The 18325-nt window shown below is 31.4% G+C and carries 15 protein-coding genes; 10 read left to right on the top strand and 5 right to left on the bottom strand.

The window, feature by feature from the left end; all coding sequences use genetic code 11:
* Nucleotides 1-27: 27 nt before the first annotated feature.
* Nucleotides 28-381 carry a DUF2085 domain-containing protein gene (locus B2P65_RS12015; RefSeq protein ID WP_346847828.1) on the bottom strand — a complete coding sequence of 118 codons (354 nt, stop codon included), beginning with the start codon at nt 379-381 and terminating at the stop codon, nt 28-30.
* A 177-nt stretch (nt 382-558) separates the two neighbouring features.
* Entirely contained in the window at nt 559-906 is a 348-nt protein-coding gene (locus B2P65_RS12020) for a zinc ribbon domain-containing protein (protein ID WP_346847829.1), read from the bottom strand.
* Between the two features lie 419 nt (nt 907-1325).
* Here B2P65_RS12020 and B2P65_RS12025 point away from each other — a divergent pair, with 419 nt between their 5' ends.
* Nucleotides 1326-1451 (top strand): hypothetical protein, encoded by a 126-nt coding sequence (locus tag B2P65_RS12025; protein ID WP_346847830.1) that lies wholly within the window; start codon nt 1326-1328, stop codon nt 1449-1451.
* A gap of 65 nt (nt 1452-1516) precedes the next feature.
* Here the strand turns inward: B2P65_RS12025 and B2P65_RS12030 are convergent, their stop codons facing one another.
* Complete coding sequence (locus B2P65_RS12030) at nt 1517-1945, bottom strand: CBS domain-containing protein (protein WP_035129150.1); 429 nt, start codon at nt 1943-1945, stop codon at nt 1517-1519.
* 289 nt (nt 1946-2234) lie between these two features.
* On the opposite strand from B2P65_RS12030, the gene B2P65_RS12035 reads away from it, so the two are divergent.
* Nucleotides 2235-5045 carry a M4 family metallopeptidase gene (locus B2P65_RS12035; protein WP_346880204.1) on the top strand — a complete coding sequence of 937 codons (2811 nt, stop codon included), beginning with the start codon at nt 2235-2237 and terminating at the stop codon, nt 5043-5045.
* Between the two features lie 173 nt (nt 5046-5218).
* Here B2P65_RS12035 and B2P65_RS12040 read toward each other — a convergent pair whose 3' ends face one another.
* On the bottom strand, nt 5219-7243 hold the full coding sequence (locus B2P65_RS12040; RefSeq protein ID WP_346880205.1) for a methyl-accepting chemotaxis protein: 2025 nt from the start codon (nt 7241-7243) through the stop codon (nt 5219-5221).
* Between the two features lie 363 nt (nt 7244-7606).
* Here B2P65_RS12040 and B2P65_RS12045 point away from each other — a divergent pair, with 363 nt between their 5' ends.
* Complete coding sequence (locus B2P65_RS12045) at nt 7607-8422, top strand: SGNH/GDSL hydrolase family protein (RefSeq protein ID WP_346880206.1); 816 nt, start codon at nt 7607-7609, stop codon at nt 8420-8422.
* A gap of 207 nt (nt 8423-8629) precedes the next feature.
* Here B2P65_RS12045 and B2P65_RS12050 read toward each other — a convergent pair whose 3' ends face one another.
* Entirely contained in the window at nt 8630-9208 is a 579-nt protein-coding gene (locus B2P65_RS12050) for a sigma-70 family RNA polymerase sigma factor (RefSeq protein ID WP_346880207.1), read from the bottom strand.
* Between the two features lie 459 nt (nt 9209-9667).
* Between B2P65_RS12050 and B2P65_RS12055 the strand changes: the two genes are divergently transcribed.
* The 7 genes from B2P65_RS12055 (at nt 9668) to mnmH (ending at nt 18290) form a co-directional block, all read left to right on the top strand.
* Nucleotides 9668-10843: an FprA family A-type flavoprotein gene (locus B2P65_RS12055; protein ID WP_346877337.1), complete on the top strand. Its 1176-nt coding sequence runs from the start codon at nt 9668-9670 to the stop codon at nt 10841-10843.
* A 209-nt stretch (nt 10844-11052) separates the two neighbouring features.
* Entirely contained in the window at nt 11053-11850 is a 798-nt protein-coding gene (locus B2P65_RS12060) for a hypothetical protein (RefSeq protein WP_346868479.1), read from the top strand.
* Nucleotides 11851-12049: 199 nt separating this feature from the next.
* Complete coding sequence (locus tag B2P65_RS12065; protein ID WP_346877339.1) at nt 12050-12919, top strand: radical SAM protein; 870 nt, start codon at nt 12050-12052, stop codon at nt 12917-12919.
* Nucleotides 12920-13104: 185 nt separating this feature from the next.
* Nucleotides 13105-14379: a serine dehydratase subunit alpha family protein gene (locus B2P65_RS12070; RefSeq protein WP_346847838.1), complete on the top strand. Its 1275-nt coding sequence runs from the start codon at nt 13105-13107 to the stop codon at nt 14377-14379.
* Nucleotides 14380-14583: 204 nt separating this feature from the next.
* A complete protein-coding gene (locus B2P65_RS12075) occupies nt 14584-15984 on the top strand; it encodes an MATE family efflux transporter (protein WP_346847839.1) in 1401 nt (466 codons plus the stop codon).
* Between the two features lie 148 nt (nt 15985-16132).
* Nucleotides 16133-17074 (top strand): alpha/beta hydrolase, encoded by a 942-nt coding sequence (locus B2P65_RS12080; protein ID WP_346847840.1) that lies wholly within the window; start codon nt 16133-16135, stop codon nt 17072-17074.
* Between the two features lie 181 nt (nt 17075-17255).
* The gene (mnmH, locus tag B2P65_RS12085) at nt 17256-18290 is read left to right on the top strand and encodes a tRNA 2-selenouridine(34) synthase MnmH (protein ID WP_346880208.1); all 1035 of its coding nucleotides are present in this window, start codon (nt 17256-17258) and stop codon (nt 18288-18290) included.
* The last annotated feature ends 35 nt before the right edge of the window (nt 18291-18325 follow it).

Raw genomic sequence — 18325 nt, forward strand, 5'->3', positions numbered from 1 at the left:
TATTTAATTCCTCCAATGAGGCATATATTATAGGCCCCTCAAAATTTTTTGCAATTTAACTCCATGACTATAACCAAGTTTTCCAATAAAAATAATAATATATATTGTAGCAATGCCAGCTAAAATACCTGTGATTAGCCTTCTTGTATTTGTACTTGTCCACTTTCCTAAGTATTGTCCTATACCATCAATTCCGATAGGTATCAATAGAACAAAACTAAACATCAAGGGTATTTCTATGAAAAATGCCATTAGTAATGCTATTAAGTATCCAATTAATATACCAGTGCAACGAGCACAAATAGGAAACTGCTTTCCTTTATAAAAGAATGAACGCTCAGGTAGCTTGTGACATATAAAAAGATAGTCAAGTATTTTCATATTTTGATTTTTTCCTTTCTCATTAAAACCCATTAGTTGCTAGCCTAAACACAATGAATAATATGTATACAATTATGATTTTATGCGGATTTTGATTAAAGTAGTAGCTAATATATTAAGCTACTACTTTAATCAAAACATTATAATATAAAAAATAATTAAAAGTTTACAGTTATTCTAGTAAGAAGAAAATGAACTTCCAGCTAAGCCTAATATAATACAGAGTATGTATATAATAACTACGGCAATAACCCCACCGATGGCCCATTTGCAAACTGCACTTGAACTCTTTGGTTTTGTATCCTTCCAAACTAAATAAAGTACTAGTCCAACTATTGGAAAACAACAACTTGCTATGTTTGCAAGGGTGTTTGGCTCATCGTTAACAATTGGTTGCCCATTGTTATATGTATTTTGAATATTTCCCATTGATTGTTGTTGGCTAGTTGGATTTGTATTATTGCCACATTCAGGACAGTAGATGGCATTGTCAGGAATTGATTTCCCGCATTTTGAACAAAACATGTATATATCCCCCTTAAAATTAAAATATTGTATAAATTCCATTAACAATTGTATCATTTATTGTAGAAATAGTAAACAATTTAGGTACAAAAGTAACTCCCTAAGCCTGCTGAGGCAAAATAAGACATATTCACGACTTGTTCATAATTATTGTTGTACTTATAGTAAGTGGATGCAGCATAACGGAGCCCATTTAATTCCAGGAACTCTTTTTTCTCTACAACGAGCATTTATGGTGAGCCGGTAGGTAGAAAGAATTTTGCTTCCTCACCAGGGTTTGAATTTATCAAATTAAAGGAAATTAGAGGAGATTAAAGGAAATTAAAGGAGAAACATTAAAATATATAGATAAAGCTTATAATCATGATAAAATAAACATAGAAGATTATAATGAGATGACAATAATAATGGATGATATTATGAAATTAATTAAAGATAGTGGAATAGATATTGATATGCTCTATGATGTTATAGCCTTATGTGCTTTTGGAAGTTATTTATTAGCAACAGAAAATTATATACCTAATAAATCAGGGGTAGAATAGCGTTAGTTTACTATGGGGTCAGATTTGTTCCATAAAATGGGAGAAAGTCTGACCCCGATTTTTAATTACATTTGGTTACCTGTTGGTTCAGATATACTCTTAAGAGCATCTTGGGCATTGTCAGAAAGAATAGGTTCAAGGGAAATATCTCCTAGTGAAACAATACCTACAAGACTATTATTTTCTACGATTGGAAGTCTACGTATCTGTTCTCTACTCATTATTTCAGCAGCATCATGAACATCCATTTCTGGGTTCCCTACAGTAGGGTTTGAAGTCATGATATTTCTCACTTTTGTTTGAGCTGAATCCTGACCTGAGGCTACAGACCTTAAAGCAATATCACGATCAGTAACAATACCATTTATCATTTTGTTACTACATACTGGTATGGAGCCAACATTATATTGTTTCATAAGTTGAGCAGCTTTTTCAATAGAATCCTCTGGGGTTAAACAAGCAACATCTTTTGACATGATTTCTTTTACTTTCATAAATTTCACCTCCATATATAGAGTAACCAATTAAATTATTATTTATTAGCTTGATATGCTGAAATTTTTGTGAAATTCATACTAGATATAGATCTATATATCAGGCTATAAAGGTCAATAAAGTCTAAAAGATTTTTAAATTAGCCTAAAAAATGCAAAATATCCTAAAAACAACCTATAAATTATAGCAAAATAGTTACAATTTTTTAATATTTATGGTAATATGATAAATAGGGGTTGACTGAATTATTAAAGTCAGACCATTCGCTAGAGAAATGAGGGGATAATTATGGGAAAAAAACTAATTTCACTTATTTTAGGCTTATCATTAACTTGTACTGTTTCGGCACCTGCCTTTGCTGCAGAATTAGAGGTAGATAAAGAAACAAAAAAAGTACAAGCTATAGAGAAACTTGAAAAGCTAAGTGATGAAACAGTGGAACTAAAGGAAAATGATGGACAAGTCTTTTTATCAGGAGAGCTTTCTGATAAAGAAGTTCCAGGCGAGGGTTCAGCAACTAAATTTTTAGAGGAAAACAAAGAGCTCTTTGGAATTGACAATACAAAAGAGGAACTAAAGGTTGTTGAAGTAAATAAAGATGACATAGGAGATACTTTTGTAAAGTTTGCACAAGTTATTGAGGGAACAGAAGTTGATAACAGCATAATAAATGTGCACTATGATAAAAACGGAGTTATAGTTAGTGTTAACGGTAACCTTGAAGAAAATAAAGAAATCACTACTCTTGGTAGTAAGGTTATTTCTCCTGAGGAAGCTATTGAAATAGCAAAAAGTCAATTTGAAATTAAAAAATTAAAAAAGACGCCAAAGGCTGAAAAGTTAGTAATAACTGAAGATGGTGTGAACTATGAAGTTTACAAGATAAATATTTTCTTTATGGAGCCTACCATAGGAAATTATGATGTTTTTGTTGAAGTAAATTCTGGTAAGGTAATTAAAATAGAAGATAAGATTAGATATAATAATCCAGTAACTGGAACAGGCATTGATGTTCTTGGAAAAACTAGAGAGTTAAATTTGAATCAATCTGGAGATCAATATCAAATGATTGATTTAACAAATAAGGGTAGCATATATACCTATGATGCAAAGAATGGCATTAGTGATGGAGATTTAGTTTCAAATACTACTGGAAAGTTTACAACTGAAGCTGATAAGTCGCCAGTTAGCGCACATCATAATGCGGGTAAGGTAATTAGCTTCTATAAAAATGTATTTCAAAGAGATAGTCTAGATAACAATGGAATGGATGTTCACTCTTTTACACACTTTGACTTGAATTATAATAATGCCTTTTGGAGTGGTGGTGTAATGATTTATGGAGATGGAGATGGAGAAGAATTTACATATCTTAGCGGAGATTTAGATGTGGTTGGCCATGAAATGACTCATGGGGTAATAGAGTATACAGCTGACCTTGCATATCATAATCAATCGGGTGCATTAAATGAATCTATGGCTGATGTGTTTGGAGTACTTATTTCAACTTATGATAAGTATAATGTTGCTAATAGAGGAACTTGGAAGTTTGACTCAGCTGATTGGGTTGTAGGAGATGATATTTATACTCCTAACATTCAAGGTGATGCTTTAAGAAGTTTAAAAGACCCTACCCTATATGGTCAACCAGCACATATGACTGAGTACTATGAGCTTGCTGATACAAAAGATGAAGATTGGGGAGGAGTTCATATTAACTCAGGGATTCCAAATAAAGCAGCATATAATATAGCTAGTAATATAGGAATGGATAAGACTGCAAGGATATATTACAGAGCATTAACTCAGTACATGCATGCGGATACTAATTTTCAACAAGCAGCATACTGCCTTGTACAAGCAGCAGCTGACTTATATGGAAAAGGATCTAATGAGATCACTGTAATAAAGAATAGTTTTGCTTCAACTGGAGTGGCATATAAAGGACAGAAACCAGTTATTTCAGGAGTTACAGCTAAGAATGCAACAGTTGGAAATGTGTTTGATACAAAAGCTGGAGTTACAGCTGCAGATCTTGAAGACGGAAGCTTAACTTCAAAAATAGCTGTTAGTGGAACCATAAATACAAATAAAGTAGGTAAATACACTTTAACTTATACAGTAACAGATAGCGATGGAAACAAGGTAAGTATACCTAGAGTTATTAATGTTGTTGCTAGAAATGTACAAATTAATGCATTAATAGGTACTGATAGATACGATACAGCAGTTAGACTAAGTAAGGGTCAATTTACAACTGCAAACACTGTAATGATAGCAAATGGTGGAGCTTTAGCAGATGGATTAGCTGCTACACCACTAGCAACCTTTAAAAAAGCACCTTTACTTTTAACAGAAGCAAGTAGTCTCCCAGAAGGAACTAAAGGTGAAATAAAGAGATTAGGTGCAAAAAATGCTATTATTGTAGGTGGAAGTGGAGTAGTTAATGACAGTGTAATAAAGGATTTAAAAGCACTAGGTGTAACTAACGTGGAGAGAATTGGTGGAAAAGATAGATATGAGACATCTTTAGAGATTGCTAAGTATATTGATAAAAATTGCTATGAAGTAAGTAAAGTAGTTATAAGTAATGGACATGGTGAAGCAGACGCTCTATCCATAGCTTCCGTAGCAGGTAGAGATAAGATGGCAATAGTTTTAGTAGAAAAGGATACAATTCCAACGAAAGTTTATAGTTGGTTACAATCAGAATCTCTACAAAATGCCTATATCATAGGTGGTACTGGGGTAGTTTCTGACAATGTACTAAGTAAGGTTAATGGAATCACTTCAGGAAATATAACAAAGAATAGATTAGGTGGCAAAGATAGATATGCAACTAATGCCATGGTTATAGATAAATTCTATGGAAGTATTGTAAATAAAACTTATATAGCAAAAGGATATGAATTAATAGATGCTCTAGCAGCAGGTCCAGTTGCAGCCCTTAATGGATCACCAGTGGTTTTATCAGATGATGACTTAACAACAGAACAAAAAACTGTACTAGATAAGAGATTTGGAAATATAATCATAAGAACTGGTGGCGGAATTGCAGATAAAGCAGTAAATTCTTTAAAAAGTTGCATTCAACAGTAATTAAGTAATAGAGTCCAAGTATTGAGGATACTACTATTTCTTAGACTTGAATATAAAGCTGGTGTGGTATTTCACACCAGCTTTTGTTATGTGTAAATCATTAGTATGTATGCTGAGCTGTGAGGCAAAAGAAACCAGAAGTTCATGTTTAAAAATTTTATAAGTTTTGTTTTTTAAACTTTAAATTTCATAATAATTGTTTGTAAGTTTTGTGCTAAATTTGATAGGTTTTCACTAGAATTTGCAATTTCTTCTATAGAGGCAACTTGCTCTTCCATGGATGCTGTTGCTTCTTCAGTTGCAGCCGCACTTTCTTCAGCAAGGGATGAAAGCTTTTCTAAAATATCTAGTATTTCATATTTTGTTTTTTCCATATTTTCTCCTGAAACATTTAATTGTTTAACTACTTTTCCAGATTCTTTCATTGATTCAGCAATTAACATATACTTATCTCTAGTATTAATTACACTACTAGCTTGTTCTTTAGATATATTAGATAGCCTTTCCATTGTATTTACAGCATTTTTAGCATTTTTTTGCAATTCATTAACCATTCCATCAATCTCTTTTGTAGAAGTTGAAGATTGTTCGGCTAATTTTCTGATTTCATCTGCTACCACTGTAAAACCTCTACCTGCTTCCCCGGCTCTTGCTGCTTCTATTGCTGCGTTTAATGCTAATAAATTAGTCTGTTCTGCTATAGAGGCAATGACATTACTTGCTTGTCCAATTTTATTAGAACTATCATTAGTTTTTAATATAACTTCATATATCTCTTTTGTTGCATCATTGCTTTCTTCTGTTATTTTTGATAGGGTATCAATGTCATTTAAACCCTCATTAACCACTTCTGCTACCTTCATTGAAGCAGTATTTAAATTTCTCACATTTTTCTGATCTTTTTCAATAATTTCTCCTAATATAGTAGCTTTTGAAGAACCTTCTTCTGTAATTAGTGATTGTTCAGAGGCTTCCATTGCTATTTCTTCTACTGTTTTTGATACTTCGTCTACAGCTATGGCTGATTGTTGTGAAGTAGCCATCAACTCCTCTGAAGCAGCAGTAACTTGTTCAGAAGAATCACTGACTTTGTCAATAATATCCCTAAGATTTTTAATTATGCCTTGTAGAGCTTGGGCTAAGGCTCCAATTTCATCATTTTTTTTAAGATAGTCTTCAGAAATATCTTCTGTAATATCTAAATTAGCTATTTTTTCTGAATGTTTTATTGTTTTTATAATAGGTTTAGTAATGGACTTACCAATTAAATATGTAATAGCAATACTAATAAATAAAATTATAGAAGTAACTATTATAATTGTTTTTTGTAGCCTAGGAATTGCAGATAAAACCTCACTCTTGTTGGCAGTAGTAATAAATATCCAATCAGTACCTTCAATAGGAGCAAATCCAGCATATAAATCATTACCTTCAAGGGAATAGGTGCTAACTCCTTTCTTATCTTTCAATGCTTTCTGAAGTAGCGTAGACATTGAGGTTAGACTTTTATCTTTTTTCATTTCTTCAGACGGATTAAACTGATTTAATACTTTTTCCCTGTCTGGATGAGCAATTATTGTTCCATTACTATTAATAATATAGCTATATCCTTCATCACCATATCCAATATCATCTATAATTTCACTTAAAGCATTTCCGTCTCTACGCCCTATTAAAGCACCTATAACTTTACCATCTCTCTCAATAGGGGCTGCATACATTAAAACAATTTCATTGGTTACACGACTAATTAATAAGTCGGATACATTCACTTCGCCATTTAAAGCCTTTTTTACATATTCTCTATCACCTAATTGGTTAGTTGATCCATTTGAATAACGGGCAGTACCATCAGGATCAACCACAGCAATATCAAGAAAATTTAGTCCTTCTACTTGTCTTTGTAGTATAGGTTGTTGTAATGTCCAATCCATGCTCTTAATTTTGTCTAATAGAGCTATTGTTTTTAAGCACTGTTCTTGAGTCTCACTTCTACTCTCTGTTACTCGTGCTCCTTCGGCTGCTAGTGAAACTAGAGATTTTTCTGCTTCTTTTGTAAGAGCAATATTAATATTTTGTGTAGAAATCACCTCTAATGAAATTGATGATAATAAAATTAGCACAGAGAAGTAGATAACTAATTTTGTTTTAATACTTTTTATTTTAAACTTCTTTTTAAAGTTTTTTAGATTTTTCATTTTCATCCCTCCATTTAATTAATCTATAGATTTTGATTTTAATAACTACTACTTAAGGGTAGATATTTATAACATGCTAGATGCGACATAGTGTAAATAGGTTACTTTAAAAATAAATATTGAAAAATATGTAGTTTGTATTCCAATTCATATTATAACAAATTATCCTATAAAACAACAGAATTAAAATATTTTATACAAATAATACTAATTTTTTAACTTAAACAATCAAAAAAGTTAGGCTTAAGTTGTTAACTAATGAAGCTTAAACCTATAGAAATTGAAGATAGGAGTTCTAAATTTCAATATTACTTTGAAAACATACAAATATAGGATATAATATACTGGTAAGGAGGGGAATATATGAGAAAAGATAGGATACAAACCATATTATGCATAGTATTATCCGTTGCGTTAATTGCTACTTTAGCTTTAGGTATAAATAGATCTAAGAAGGAAAAAGAAAAGATTTTAGAAAGTAAGAAACTATATGAAAGCTCAATAAATCTAACATCTAAACTGGGAGAAGAGAAAAAAGAAGGTAATGTTAAGAGAGAAACCAAAGGAAGTGAAGAAAAGTTCATTTTGGAAGGAAAAACTCTACTTTCTCTTGGAGATGGAGTTTCAAAAGGAAGTACATATCAAGAAAAGGTAAAAACTCTTTTGAATTTAAAAAGTGTAACAAATAACTCTAATAATGGCTTAGTTATGAGTAGTATGCTTAACTTAATTAATGTAGAAGCCCTCAAGGATATAGATATTATAATTATTATGGTAGGTACTAATGACTACACTAAAGGAAGAGCTCTAGGAACTAAAGATGATGGGGGAGAAGTTGAATCTTTTTACGGAGATGTGCAAGCGGTTATAAATACATCACAAAAGGCTAAGCCTGAGGCAAAACTTGTATTTTTAACTCCGTTAAAGCATGGATATATTGAAGGACAGCCAAGCCATCCTGATAAAAACAATATTGATCTTGGTCTAGAGGATTACTCCATGGCAATTAAAGAAGTATGTAATAAAAATTCTATACCAGTAATAGACTTATTTAATGAAAGTGGAATAGAAGCAGATAACATAGCTGATTATACTGTAGATAATATGAACCTAAATGAAGCTGGAAACGAAAAAGTAGCCAAGACTATCAGCGAAGGTTTAAAGGAGATATTTAAGTAGGATATACTAAAGTGGATACACATAGTAGATATGCTAAAGTAGATATGCATAATAATATTGTAATTTTGTGATATAGATGAAAATTCTTAGAAATGACAAAAGTTAATCAATGCAGAAACCATTAAATTTTGATTTCAAATGATTAACTTGTCATGAATAAGAATTTTCAATAGGAATTATTTAAATTGCTTATTATTTTGAAAGTATTTATACACATAAAGAATTAAGTGAGAACCTTAGCTTGTTAAGAGCTACGGTTCTTCTTTTTGCTGCTGTTGAATAGTTAAGGTTTCTGGATTTTGAATAATCTTTTAGGTTGCCTTCACAATTTATGTATATGAAGGTTATTAGATCTCTTAGGTTATCTTGGAGGTTGTCCACTTCTCTTTTTATAAGTTTATACATTTCTTTTTCTATAAAACTATCTTCAGTTGATGCATCAGCTATTAAAGTATCCTCTATTCTAAGGTTAGTTTCAATTGGAGCTTCGATGGTTTGTACTTCATTATCTTTTGCTCTTTGCCTTATTAGGTAATTAAAGTTATTTTTTATTGCATAGGATATATAAGCTGTAAAATTGCCTTTTTCCGGAGTGTATTTTTCAAGGCAACGCATTAAGGTTATGTTTCCCATTTGAATTAAGTCTTCCATTTCATAGCCTCGGACATGAACCTTTGAAGCTTCTTTAATTATTAGGTATTTGTATTCATTAATCAATTCTTCCATTGCACTTTGGTCTTTATTTTTTGCTTTTAATATAAGATTCTTTAAATTGGAATAATCCATAGATATAACCCCCTAAAATACTTTAATAATATATATGCATTTTTTTGAAAAAGTGGAAATATAACTGATAAAAAATTTTAACACAAACATTAGTTTGTGTAAATATACAATTGAAATATTTGGATAAAAAATATCTGAACAAAATATTTGAATAAAAATATCTGGATTAAAATTTTAATTTTATATTTATATGTTTTCTTATAATATATAGTGAAAGAGGAACAATATATATAAGGGAAATATATAAGGGAGAAATATACAGGATATTGATATACTGTATTAGTTGATAATTAAAACAGAATAATATATATTATCAAAAGATAAGAGATTTAAATGGTTTGAATATATTCTTTCTGTATTATAAAAAAATTTTAAAATAATGCAGAATATCTTGCAATAGATAATAATTGTTTGTTAATATGTAAGTATGGAAGATAATATGAATGCGGAGGTAATGAAATGGAACCTTTAAAATTAACTAATTCAGTTCATTGGGTTGGGGTTAATAATCCTGAACTTAGAGTATTTGACATAATAATGGAAACAAAAATGGGAACTACATATAATTCCTATTTAATTGAAGATGAGAAAATTACTATTGTTGACACAGTTAAGGATGGATACTTTGAACAATATTTAAAGAATATTAAATCTATTATTGGTGATAAAAAAATAGATTATATTGTAGTTCAGCATACAGAACTTGATCATAGTGGTTCATTAAAGGAACTATTAAAGGAATATCCAGAAGCTCAGGTTGTTGGATCAAAGGCTGCAGTAAGATATCTTAGAGGAATTATAAACATGGAATTTAAGTCTATAGATGCTTCAGGAGAGCTATCTATAGGAAAGAAGACATTAAGATTCGTAAATGCACCAAATCTTCACTGGCCTGACAGTATATTTACTTACTTAGCAGATGAAAAGATATTATTTACATGTGATTTTATGGGATGTCATTATTCACCAAGTGGGTGCATTACTGATAGTTGTTCTGGAAACTATGAAACTGAAATGAAGTATTATTTTGATGTTATCATGGGACCTTTCAAAAAATTTATTAATACGGCCCTTGATAAGATTGAAAATATAGAAACTGAAATTATTGCTCCTAGCCATGGTCCAATTCATATTGATGATAGAGAGTATTATAAAAATTTATATAAAACTTGGGCTAAGGAAGCTGCTATTGAAGAAAAAAACATCCAAATATTCTATGTTTCTGCCTATGGAAATACAGAAAAGGTTGCAAATCATTTAAAGGATGCCATTGAAAAAAGAGGAATTAAGGCTGGAGTTCATGAAATTACAACTACACCTTTAGAGGAACTTGTATCTCTTGTAGAAAAGTCAAGTGGTATATTAGTAGGTTCTCCTACTATAAATCAAGATGCAGTGGAGCCAGCTTGGAATTTACTTGCTCATGTTAGTGCTATTGTAAATAGAGGTAAAATTGCTGGAGCTTTTGGATCTTATGGTTGGAGTGGAGAAAGTGTGCCTATGCTTTCAGAGAGATTAAAGAGCCTTAAATTTAATGTAATTGATCCAGGTTTTAAATTTAACTTTGTACCAAGTGAAGAAGAACTTAAGCTAGCAGATGAATTTGCTGATAACTTCCTTGGAATGTTAAAATAAATTTAGTATATAATAATAGATTATGGTATATTATTAAGGTATGAGATATAATATAAAAAATGTTATATTCCATACCTTTTTTCATAGCCAATACTAATTACAAACTTAATAATATGTTTACATGAAAGATTTTATTAGGGAATAGGCTATAGAGAGAAAATATGGTAAAATGTAAGAAAGCTGATAAATTTCATTGCATTTTTATAGGAGTGATTATATTGAAGTGGTTAAATAAATTAGAGAGAAAATATGGCAGGTATGCCATTAGTGGATTGATGAAATACATTGTAGCAGCTAATTTGGCTGTATTTTTATTAGAGGTTATAAATCCAGGGTTAGAGGCAAACCTAATGTTAATACCTCAGGCAGTAATGGCAGGTCAAGTGTGGAGGTTAGTTACCTTTATTTTAATTCCACCAGCAACTAGTGCCTTTTGGATACTCTTTACCCTTTATTTCTATTATATTATAGGTATGGGGTTAGAACAGGCTTGGGGAAGCTTTAAATTTAATATATATTATTTAGTAGGGATGATTGCTACCATAATTGTCTCTTTAATTGGAGGTAGTCCTGCTACAGGGGTATTTATAAATCTAACTTTATTTTTAGCCTTTGCATCCATATATCCTAACCATGAAGTTTTACTATTTTTCATTTTACCAGTTAAAGTTAAGTATTTAGGAATTTTAAATGCAGTGCTTTTGGCACAACAGTTTATAATGGGTGGAGTTGGAATAAAACTCATGATCCTTGCATCCTTAGCTAACTACTTTATTTTCTTTGGAAAAGACTTTATAGAGTTATTTAAAACTAAGAAGAAAGTTAAGAGGAATAAGGAAAAATTTAAAGTCATAGAGATGAAAGATTATGTACGTCATAGATGTACTGTATGTGGAATAACTGAAAGAGATGACCCTAATATGGAGTTTAGATATTGTTCAAAATGTAGTGGACATAAGGAATATTGCATGAATCACTTGAAAAATCATGAACATATTAATGATTAGTAGTGTATACCATGACTTTTTGTTAAAAAATTAAGGGATCCATCAGAATTAAATGCTAACTATTAAGGTTAGTTAAATTTTGATGTATTCCTTTTTTATTCCATGACTACCAGCTCTAGTATTCCCATCTTATTTAAAGGTGAGGAAAGAGCTTCTATATCCTAGGATAAGGATTTCTATATATGAAGGAGGAAAATTTATGAGATATGAAGGTGCAGTTTATAGACCACCTAGTGAAGGAAGAAGTTTAATAGTTCAAGCTACCATTGGTTGTTCTCACAACAAATGTAGTTTTTGTAATATGTATAAGGCAAAGCAGTTTAGAATGAGGGATTTAGAAGAAGTAATTGAGGATTTAGTTTGGGCTAGGGAGAGGTATGGATATATAGAAAAAATATTTATAGCTGATGGTGATGCTCTTATTATGCCTACAGAAAGACTTATTACAATTTTGGATAAAATTAAAGAATTATTTTCAGAATGTAAAAGCATTACTGTATATGCTAGTCCCAAGTCTATTTTACTTAAAACTCCAGAAGAACTAAAGCTTTTAAAAAGTAAGGGTTTGGAAATGGTATATCTAGGTATAGAAAGCGGAGATGATGAGGTTCTGCTTAAAGTGAATAAGGGAGCAACCTCAAAGGAACTTATTGAGGCTGGAAGAAAAATTAAGGATAGTGGAATAAAACTATCTTGCACTCTAATAAGTGGCTTAGGTGGGTTAGAAAACTGGAAAAATCATGCTTTAAACTCAGCAAAGGTTATTAATGCCATAAATCCAGATTATCTAGGCCTTTTAACTCTTATGACTCCTGAAGATGCACCTATATATGAAGAAATAAAAAGAGGAGCTCTTATGCTTTTAAATCCTAGGGAAGTAATGGAGGAGGTTTATCACCTTGTTAAAGAACTAGATCTTACAAACTGCATATTTAGAAGCAATCATGCATCAAACTATGCACCACTAGCTGCAGTATTAGGTAAAGAAAAGGAAAGATTACTTTCAGATATAGAAGGTTTTTTAGCAGGACAAAATAACTTTAAACCAGAATATTTTAGAGGGCTTTAATAATATTGAAATAAAGCCCTCCCTTTGATATAATTAGGATGTTAAAAAACTTTAAAACCTAATGGAGAAGGTTAGCACATAATGTAAACCATTACCTAATTTCAACAGAGCCTAAATATTAATGTACTATTTAAATTAAAGAGCTGTTTAAATTAAAAACAGTCTATTAAGGAAGGATGTTAATAATGAAAAATACATACATAAATATTCTTAAGAGAGAAGTTATACCAGCCTTAGGATGTACAGAGCCCATAGCTCTAGCCCTTGCAACGGCGAAATGTAGTCAAGCTTTAGGAGGAGTTCCAGATAGGGTTACGGTTCTTGTTAGCTGTAATATTCTAAAAAATGGTATGGGAGTAGGAATACCTGGTACAGGAATGGTTGGTTTAAATATTGCAGCAGCCCTTGGAGCTATTGGTGGCAATGCAGAGGCAGGATTAGAGGTTTTAAAGGATGTTACTAAGTCAGATATTGATAAATCAAAGGAATATTTAGCAGAGGGCAAGGTTACAATAGACCTTACTAAAGCGCCGGAAAAACTTTATGTAGAGGTTATTGGACATAAGGGCCATGATAGCTCTTCTGTAATAATTAAAAATAAACATAACAATATAGTTTTAATTACTAGAAATGAAGAGATATTGTTTGAAATCGAAGAGGTTAAAACTGTAGCTACAGAGGATAATGGAGACGAGGAACAGTTATCTGTTAAAGATATATATGAATTCATAAAAACTGTACCCTATGAGGATATAGAGTTCTTAATGGAAGGTATAGAAATGAATCGTAGAGTTTCAGAGGCTGGAAGAAAAGAAGAATATGGACTTAAAGCAGGAAAAATTTTATTAGATGGAAAGAACAGTAAAATGTTTGCAGATTCACTTCAAACCTATGCCATGGGATTAACTGCTGCAGGCGTTGATGCTAGAATGGATGGATGTACACTGCCAGTAATGAGTACAGCAGGTAGTGGAAACCAAGGATTAACAGCTACTTTACCTGTAATTGCAGCGGCAGAAAAACTAGGAGTTAGTGATGATACTTTAGTTAGAGCCGTAGCCCTTAGTGATCTTATAACTATTCATGTAAAAAGCTTTATAGGAAGACTTTCAGCTCTATGTGGATGTGGAGTTGCAGCTTCAATTGGAGCTAGTTGTGCCATTGTTTATATGCTAGGAGGAGAACTATGTGCTATAAATAAAGCTATAAAAAATATGGTGGCAGACGTTTCTGGTATGGTATGTGATGGAGCAAAGCCAGGATGTGCTCTAAAAATTTCTACAGCAGTAGGTACATCAGTGCTATGTGCAGCCCTTGCATTGGAAGGGGTAGAAGTATCATCTCATGATGGAATTGTTCATGAGGATGTGGAGAGAACTATAAAGAATATGGCAGATTTAGGGGTAGTTGGAATGGCTGATGCAGACAGAGTTATCCTTAATTTGATGATGTGTAAGTAAAAAGGATGAATTTTTAACTTGTAAGGGATAAATTTTTAACTCGTAATAGTTGACAGTATGGTTTAAATTATCTATAATTTTATAGGAAATTAAGTTTTGTAAAACTAAATAGAAGTGTAATTTTTAAAATTATACAAGTGCTGAAGCAAACCACTTTGATAACCTTCAAAGTGGTATTTTTTTTTGCCGGAAAGGAGAATATCTATGACTAAGAAAACTTTAAAAGAATTATTTTATGATAAGAAATTTTATAAGATGGTATTATTTCTAGCTTTACCAATTATATTGCAGAATCTAATAGCATCCTCAGTAAATATGCTAGATACTTTGATGATAGGAAGAGTTGGAGAAGTTGAGTTAGCAGCAGTAGGTATTGCTAATCAATTTTATTTTATATTTAGCTTATTTATAATGGGAATAAGTTCAGGATGTGCAGTTTTTATAGCTCAACTTTGGGGGAAGAGAGATAAAAATAATATACAGAAGGTTTTAGGTATAGGAATTATAAGTAGTGTTCTTATAACCAGTGTTTTTAATTTAGTAGGAGTATTATTTCCAGAGAAAATAATTTCAATTTTCAACATAGATCCTCAAGTTATTAAGATAGGGGCTAGCTATTTAAAAATAGTTTGTTTTAGTTATATCTTTACAGCTATATCTTTTAACTATGCAGCTGCTTTAAGGAGTGTAGAAAATACTGTACTTCCAATGCTAGCTAGTTTTTTAGGGTTAGTTGTAAATGGAGTTCTTAATACTGTCCTTATATTTGGTTTATTAGGTTTTCCAGCAATGGGAGTTAGGGGGGCAGCTATTGCCACCATAATAGCTAGAGGTTCAGAATGTGCACTTTTAGTTTTATATACCTATACTTCTAAGAATATTTTAGCTGCCAAAGCTAAAGATTTATTTAATATTACAAGAGAGCTGACTAAAAGTGTATTTGTAACTATGATACCAGTGCTTTTAAATGAAGCTTGTTGGGGGTTGGGGAACCTAACCTACGCAGTAATTTATGGAAGAATAGGAACTCAAGCTACGGCATCTATACAAATATGTACAACCATCTTTAATCTATTTATGATTATAACCTTTGGACTTGCCAATGTGGCGGTGGTAGTTATAGGTAAGGAAATTGGAGCTGGAAGAGAAAAGCGAGGATTACTTTATGCTAGAAGACTATGTGTAATTTCTTTGATTACAGGAGTTATATTAGCTGTAGTTTTAGCTATAACTTCACCAATAGTTTTAACTGTGTTTAAAGTTTCTGAGGAAGTGCTAAGAAATTCTTTAAGGATTCTATATGTATACTCTGCTCTAATGCCTCTTAGAGTATTTACAGTAATTTTGGTAGTTGGAATCTTAAGAGGAGGCGGTGATGCTAAATATGGTGCCATTGTACAGGGTATAACTCTATGGGGCATCGGAATCCCATTATCTTTTGTGGCAGCTTTTATATTACATCTACCAATATATTTGGTGGTTTCAGTTACTGCAGCAGAGGAAATTGTAAAATGTATTATTGTAGTTAGAAGATATAGAAGTAACAAGTGGATAAATAATATAGTAAATCAAGTTTCTAAGGAAAGTGTAGAAATAGTTATATAATTCTTTGTGTATCGGTATGTGTTGCTTAGCAATTATCATACCGATTTTTTTAGTGAACTGTTGTCAGCCGAAAAAAATTTATATATAATTTATTATAAGGGAATTATTTGAAAATTATTTAAATAAAATATTTTGGGTGGGGTATATTATGACATATAAAGAAATGAATTTAAAAATGCGAGATGGAAAAGAGATTTATTTATACAAATGGGAGCTAGATGAAGGTGTTAAACCTAAGGGAGTTATACAACTTATTCATGGTATGGCTGAATATGGTAGCAGATATGATAGATTTGCAAAGGAATTGGTTAAGGATGGTTTTATAGTTTATGCTGATGACCATAGAGGCCATGGAAAATCTGCAGAAAGCCTAAGTGCTTTAGGATATATTAGCGATAATGATGGATTCCATGACATGGTTCATGATCAACGTGAAATAAATAATTTTATAAAAGAAGAAAACCCATCACTAGATATTTATATTTTTAGTCACAGTATGGGGTCTTTCATAGCACAAAGGTATATGGAGATATATGGAGACACTGTTAAGGGTGTAATTTTATCTGGAACTGGTGGTAAACCTAATACTTCAATGAATATGGGAATATTTTTGTCAAAGGTTATAATGAATCTTAGGGGTAGAAGATCTAGTGGAAAGTTAATGGATGATTTAGGCTTTGGAAATTACAATAAGCTAGTAGAAAATCAAAAAACTAAATATGATTGGTTAAGTAGGGACGAGGAGGAAGTAGAAAAATATATTCTAGACCCCTATTGTGGAGGAGTGTTTCCGGTATCCTTTTTCTATGATTTTTTAAAGGGAATGAAGGCAATACATAAAAAGGACAATCTTGCTAGCATACCAAAGAACTTATCTATAACCATGTTTAGTGGTGATAAGGACCCAGTAGGAAACTATGGCAAGGGAATATTATCTCTAGTTGATACTTTTAAAAGTTTAGGTATTAAAAATTTAAGTTATAAACTATATGAAGGTGGAAGACATGAAATATTAAATGAAATAAATAGGGATATGGTTACAGAAGATATTAAGGCGTGTTTAAATAGCTGGGTTAAAGGGGATAATTAGATTAGTAGGATTATCTCTAGTTTGACATATTAATCATTACAATATAGAATAGATAGAGTTGTAGTTATTTGAATTTACTATGGTTTGCAAGTGTTGTTTATGAGAAAATTATAGGAAGTTTTGCCATTGTAAAACAAATGACTTCTTATGGAAAGATGTTACTTAATTTGGAGGAATGATTATGTCAAAAACCATAGAATATAAAGATCTAACTGGAGACTATGTCCTTGTTGATGTGAGAAGTACAGGAGAATTTAATGAGGCTACTATTAACGGTGCAGTAAGTATTCCTCTTTTTAATGATGAAGAAAGAGCAATTATTGGAACCATATATACTAGAAAAAGTACTGAGGAAGCAAAGAGATTAGGGGTAGAGACAGTATCTAAAAAACTACCTTATATATATGATAAAATTCATGAGCTTGAAAAACAACATAAAAATGTAGTATTATTTTGTGCTAGAGGTGGCATGAGAAGTGCATCTATTACAGATCTTTTAGGTGCCCTTGGCATGAGAGTTAGCAGAATAAAGGATGGTTATAAAGGCTATAGAGCCTTCATAAATGAGGAGTTGCCTAAGGTTAATGAAAAAGTTACCTATATAGTACTTCATGGTAATACGGGAGTTGGAAAAACTGAGATTTTAAAAAAACTTAGAGCTGATGGATATGATGTATTGGATTTAGAAGGATGTGCTAATCATAGAGGCTCCATATTAGGTGCTGTAGGCCTTGGAGATGGTACTAGCCAAAAGCAGTTTGAATCTAATATCTATGAGGAATTAAATGCTGTTAAGGGTAAATATGTATTCATTGAAGCAGAAAGTAGAAGGATAGGAAGGGTTTTAATTCCGGAATATATACATTCTGATATGAAAAGGGGACTTCACATATTTGTAGATGCTCCAATAGATTTTAGAAGTAAGATAATAATTGATGAATACACTAAAAATAATAGCTGTAATGAAGAAATTTGTGATGCACTAAGAAGATTAAAGAAACACATCAGTGAAAAAAACATAGAAATATATTGTGATATGGTTAATAATGATCAGTATGAAGAAGTGGTTAAGGAACTTATGGTAAGGTATTATGACCCACTATATACTCACAGCTCTGATAAGTATGAATATGACAAAAAGCTTATGATAAACTCCATAGATGAAGGAGTAGAAGAATTAAAAAGCTTTATAAATAATTTAAAATGTGAAGAATAAAATATGTATATTAAGTAAAGCTTATAATTAATGTT

This window comes from Clostridium sp. UBA3061 (assembly GCF_002367465.1).
GTDB classification, from domain to species: Bacteria; Bacillota; Clostridia; order Clostridiales; family Clostridiaceae; genus Clostridium_J; species Clostridium_J sulfidigenes.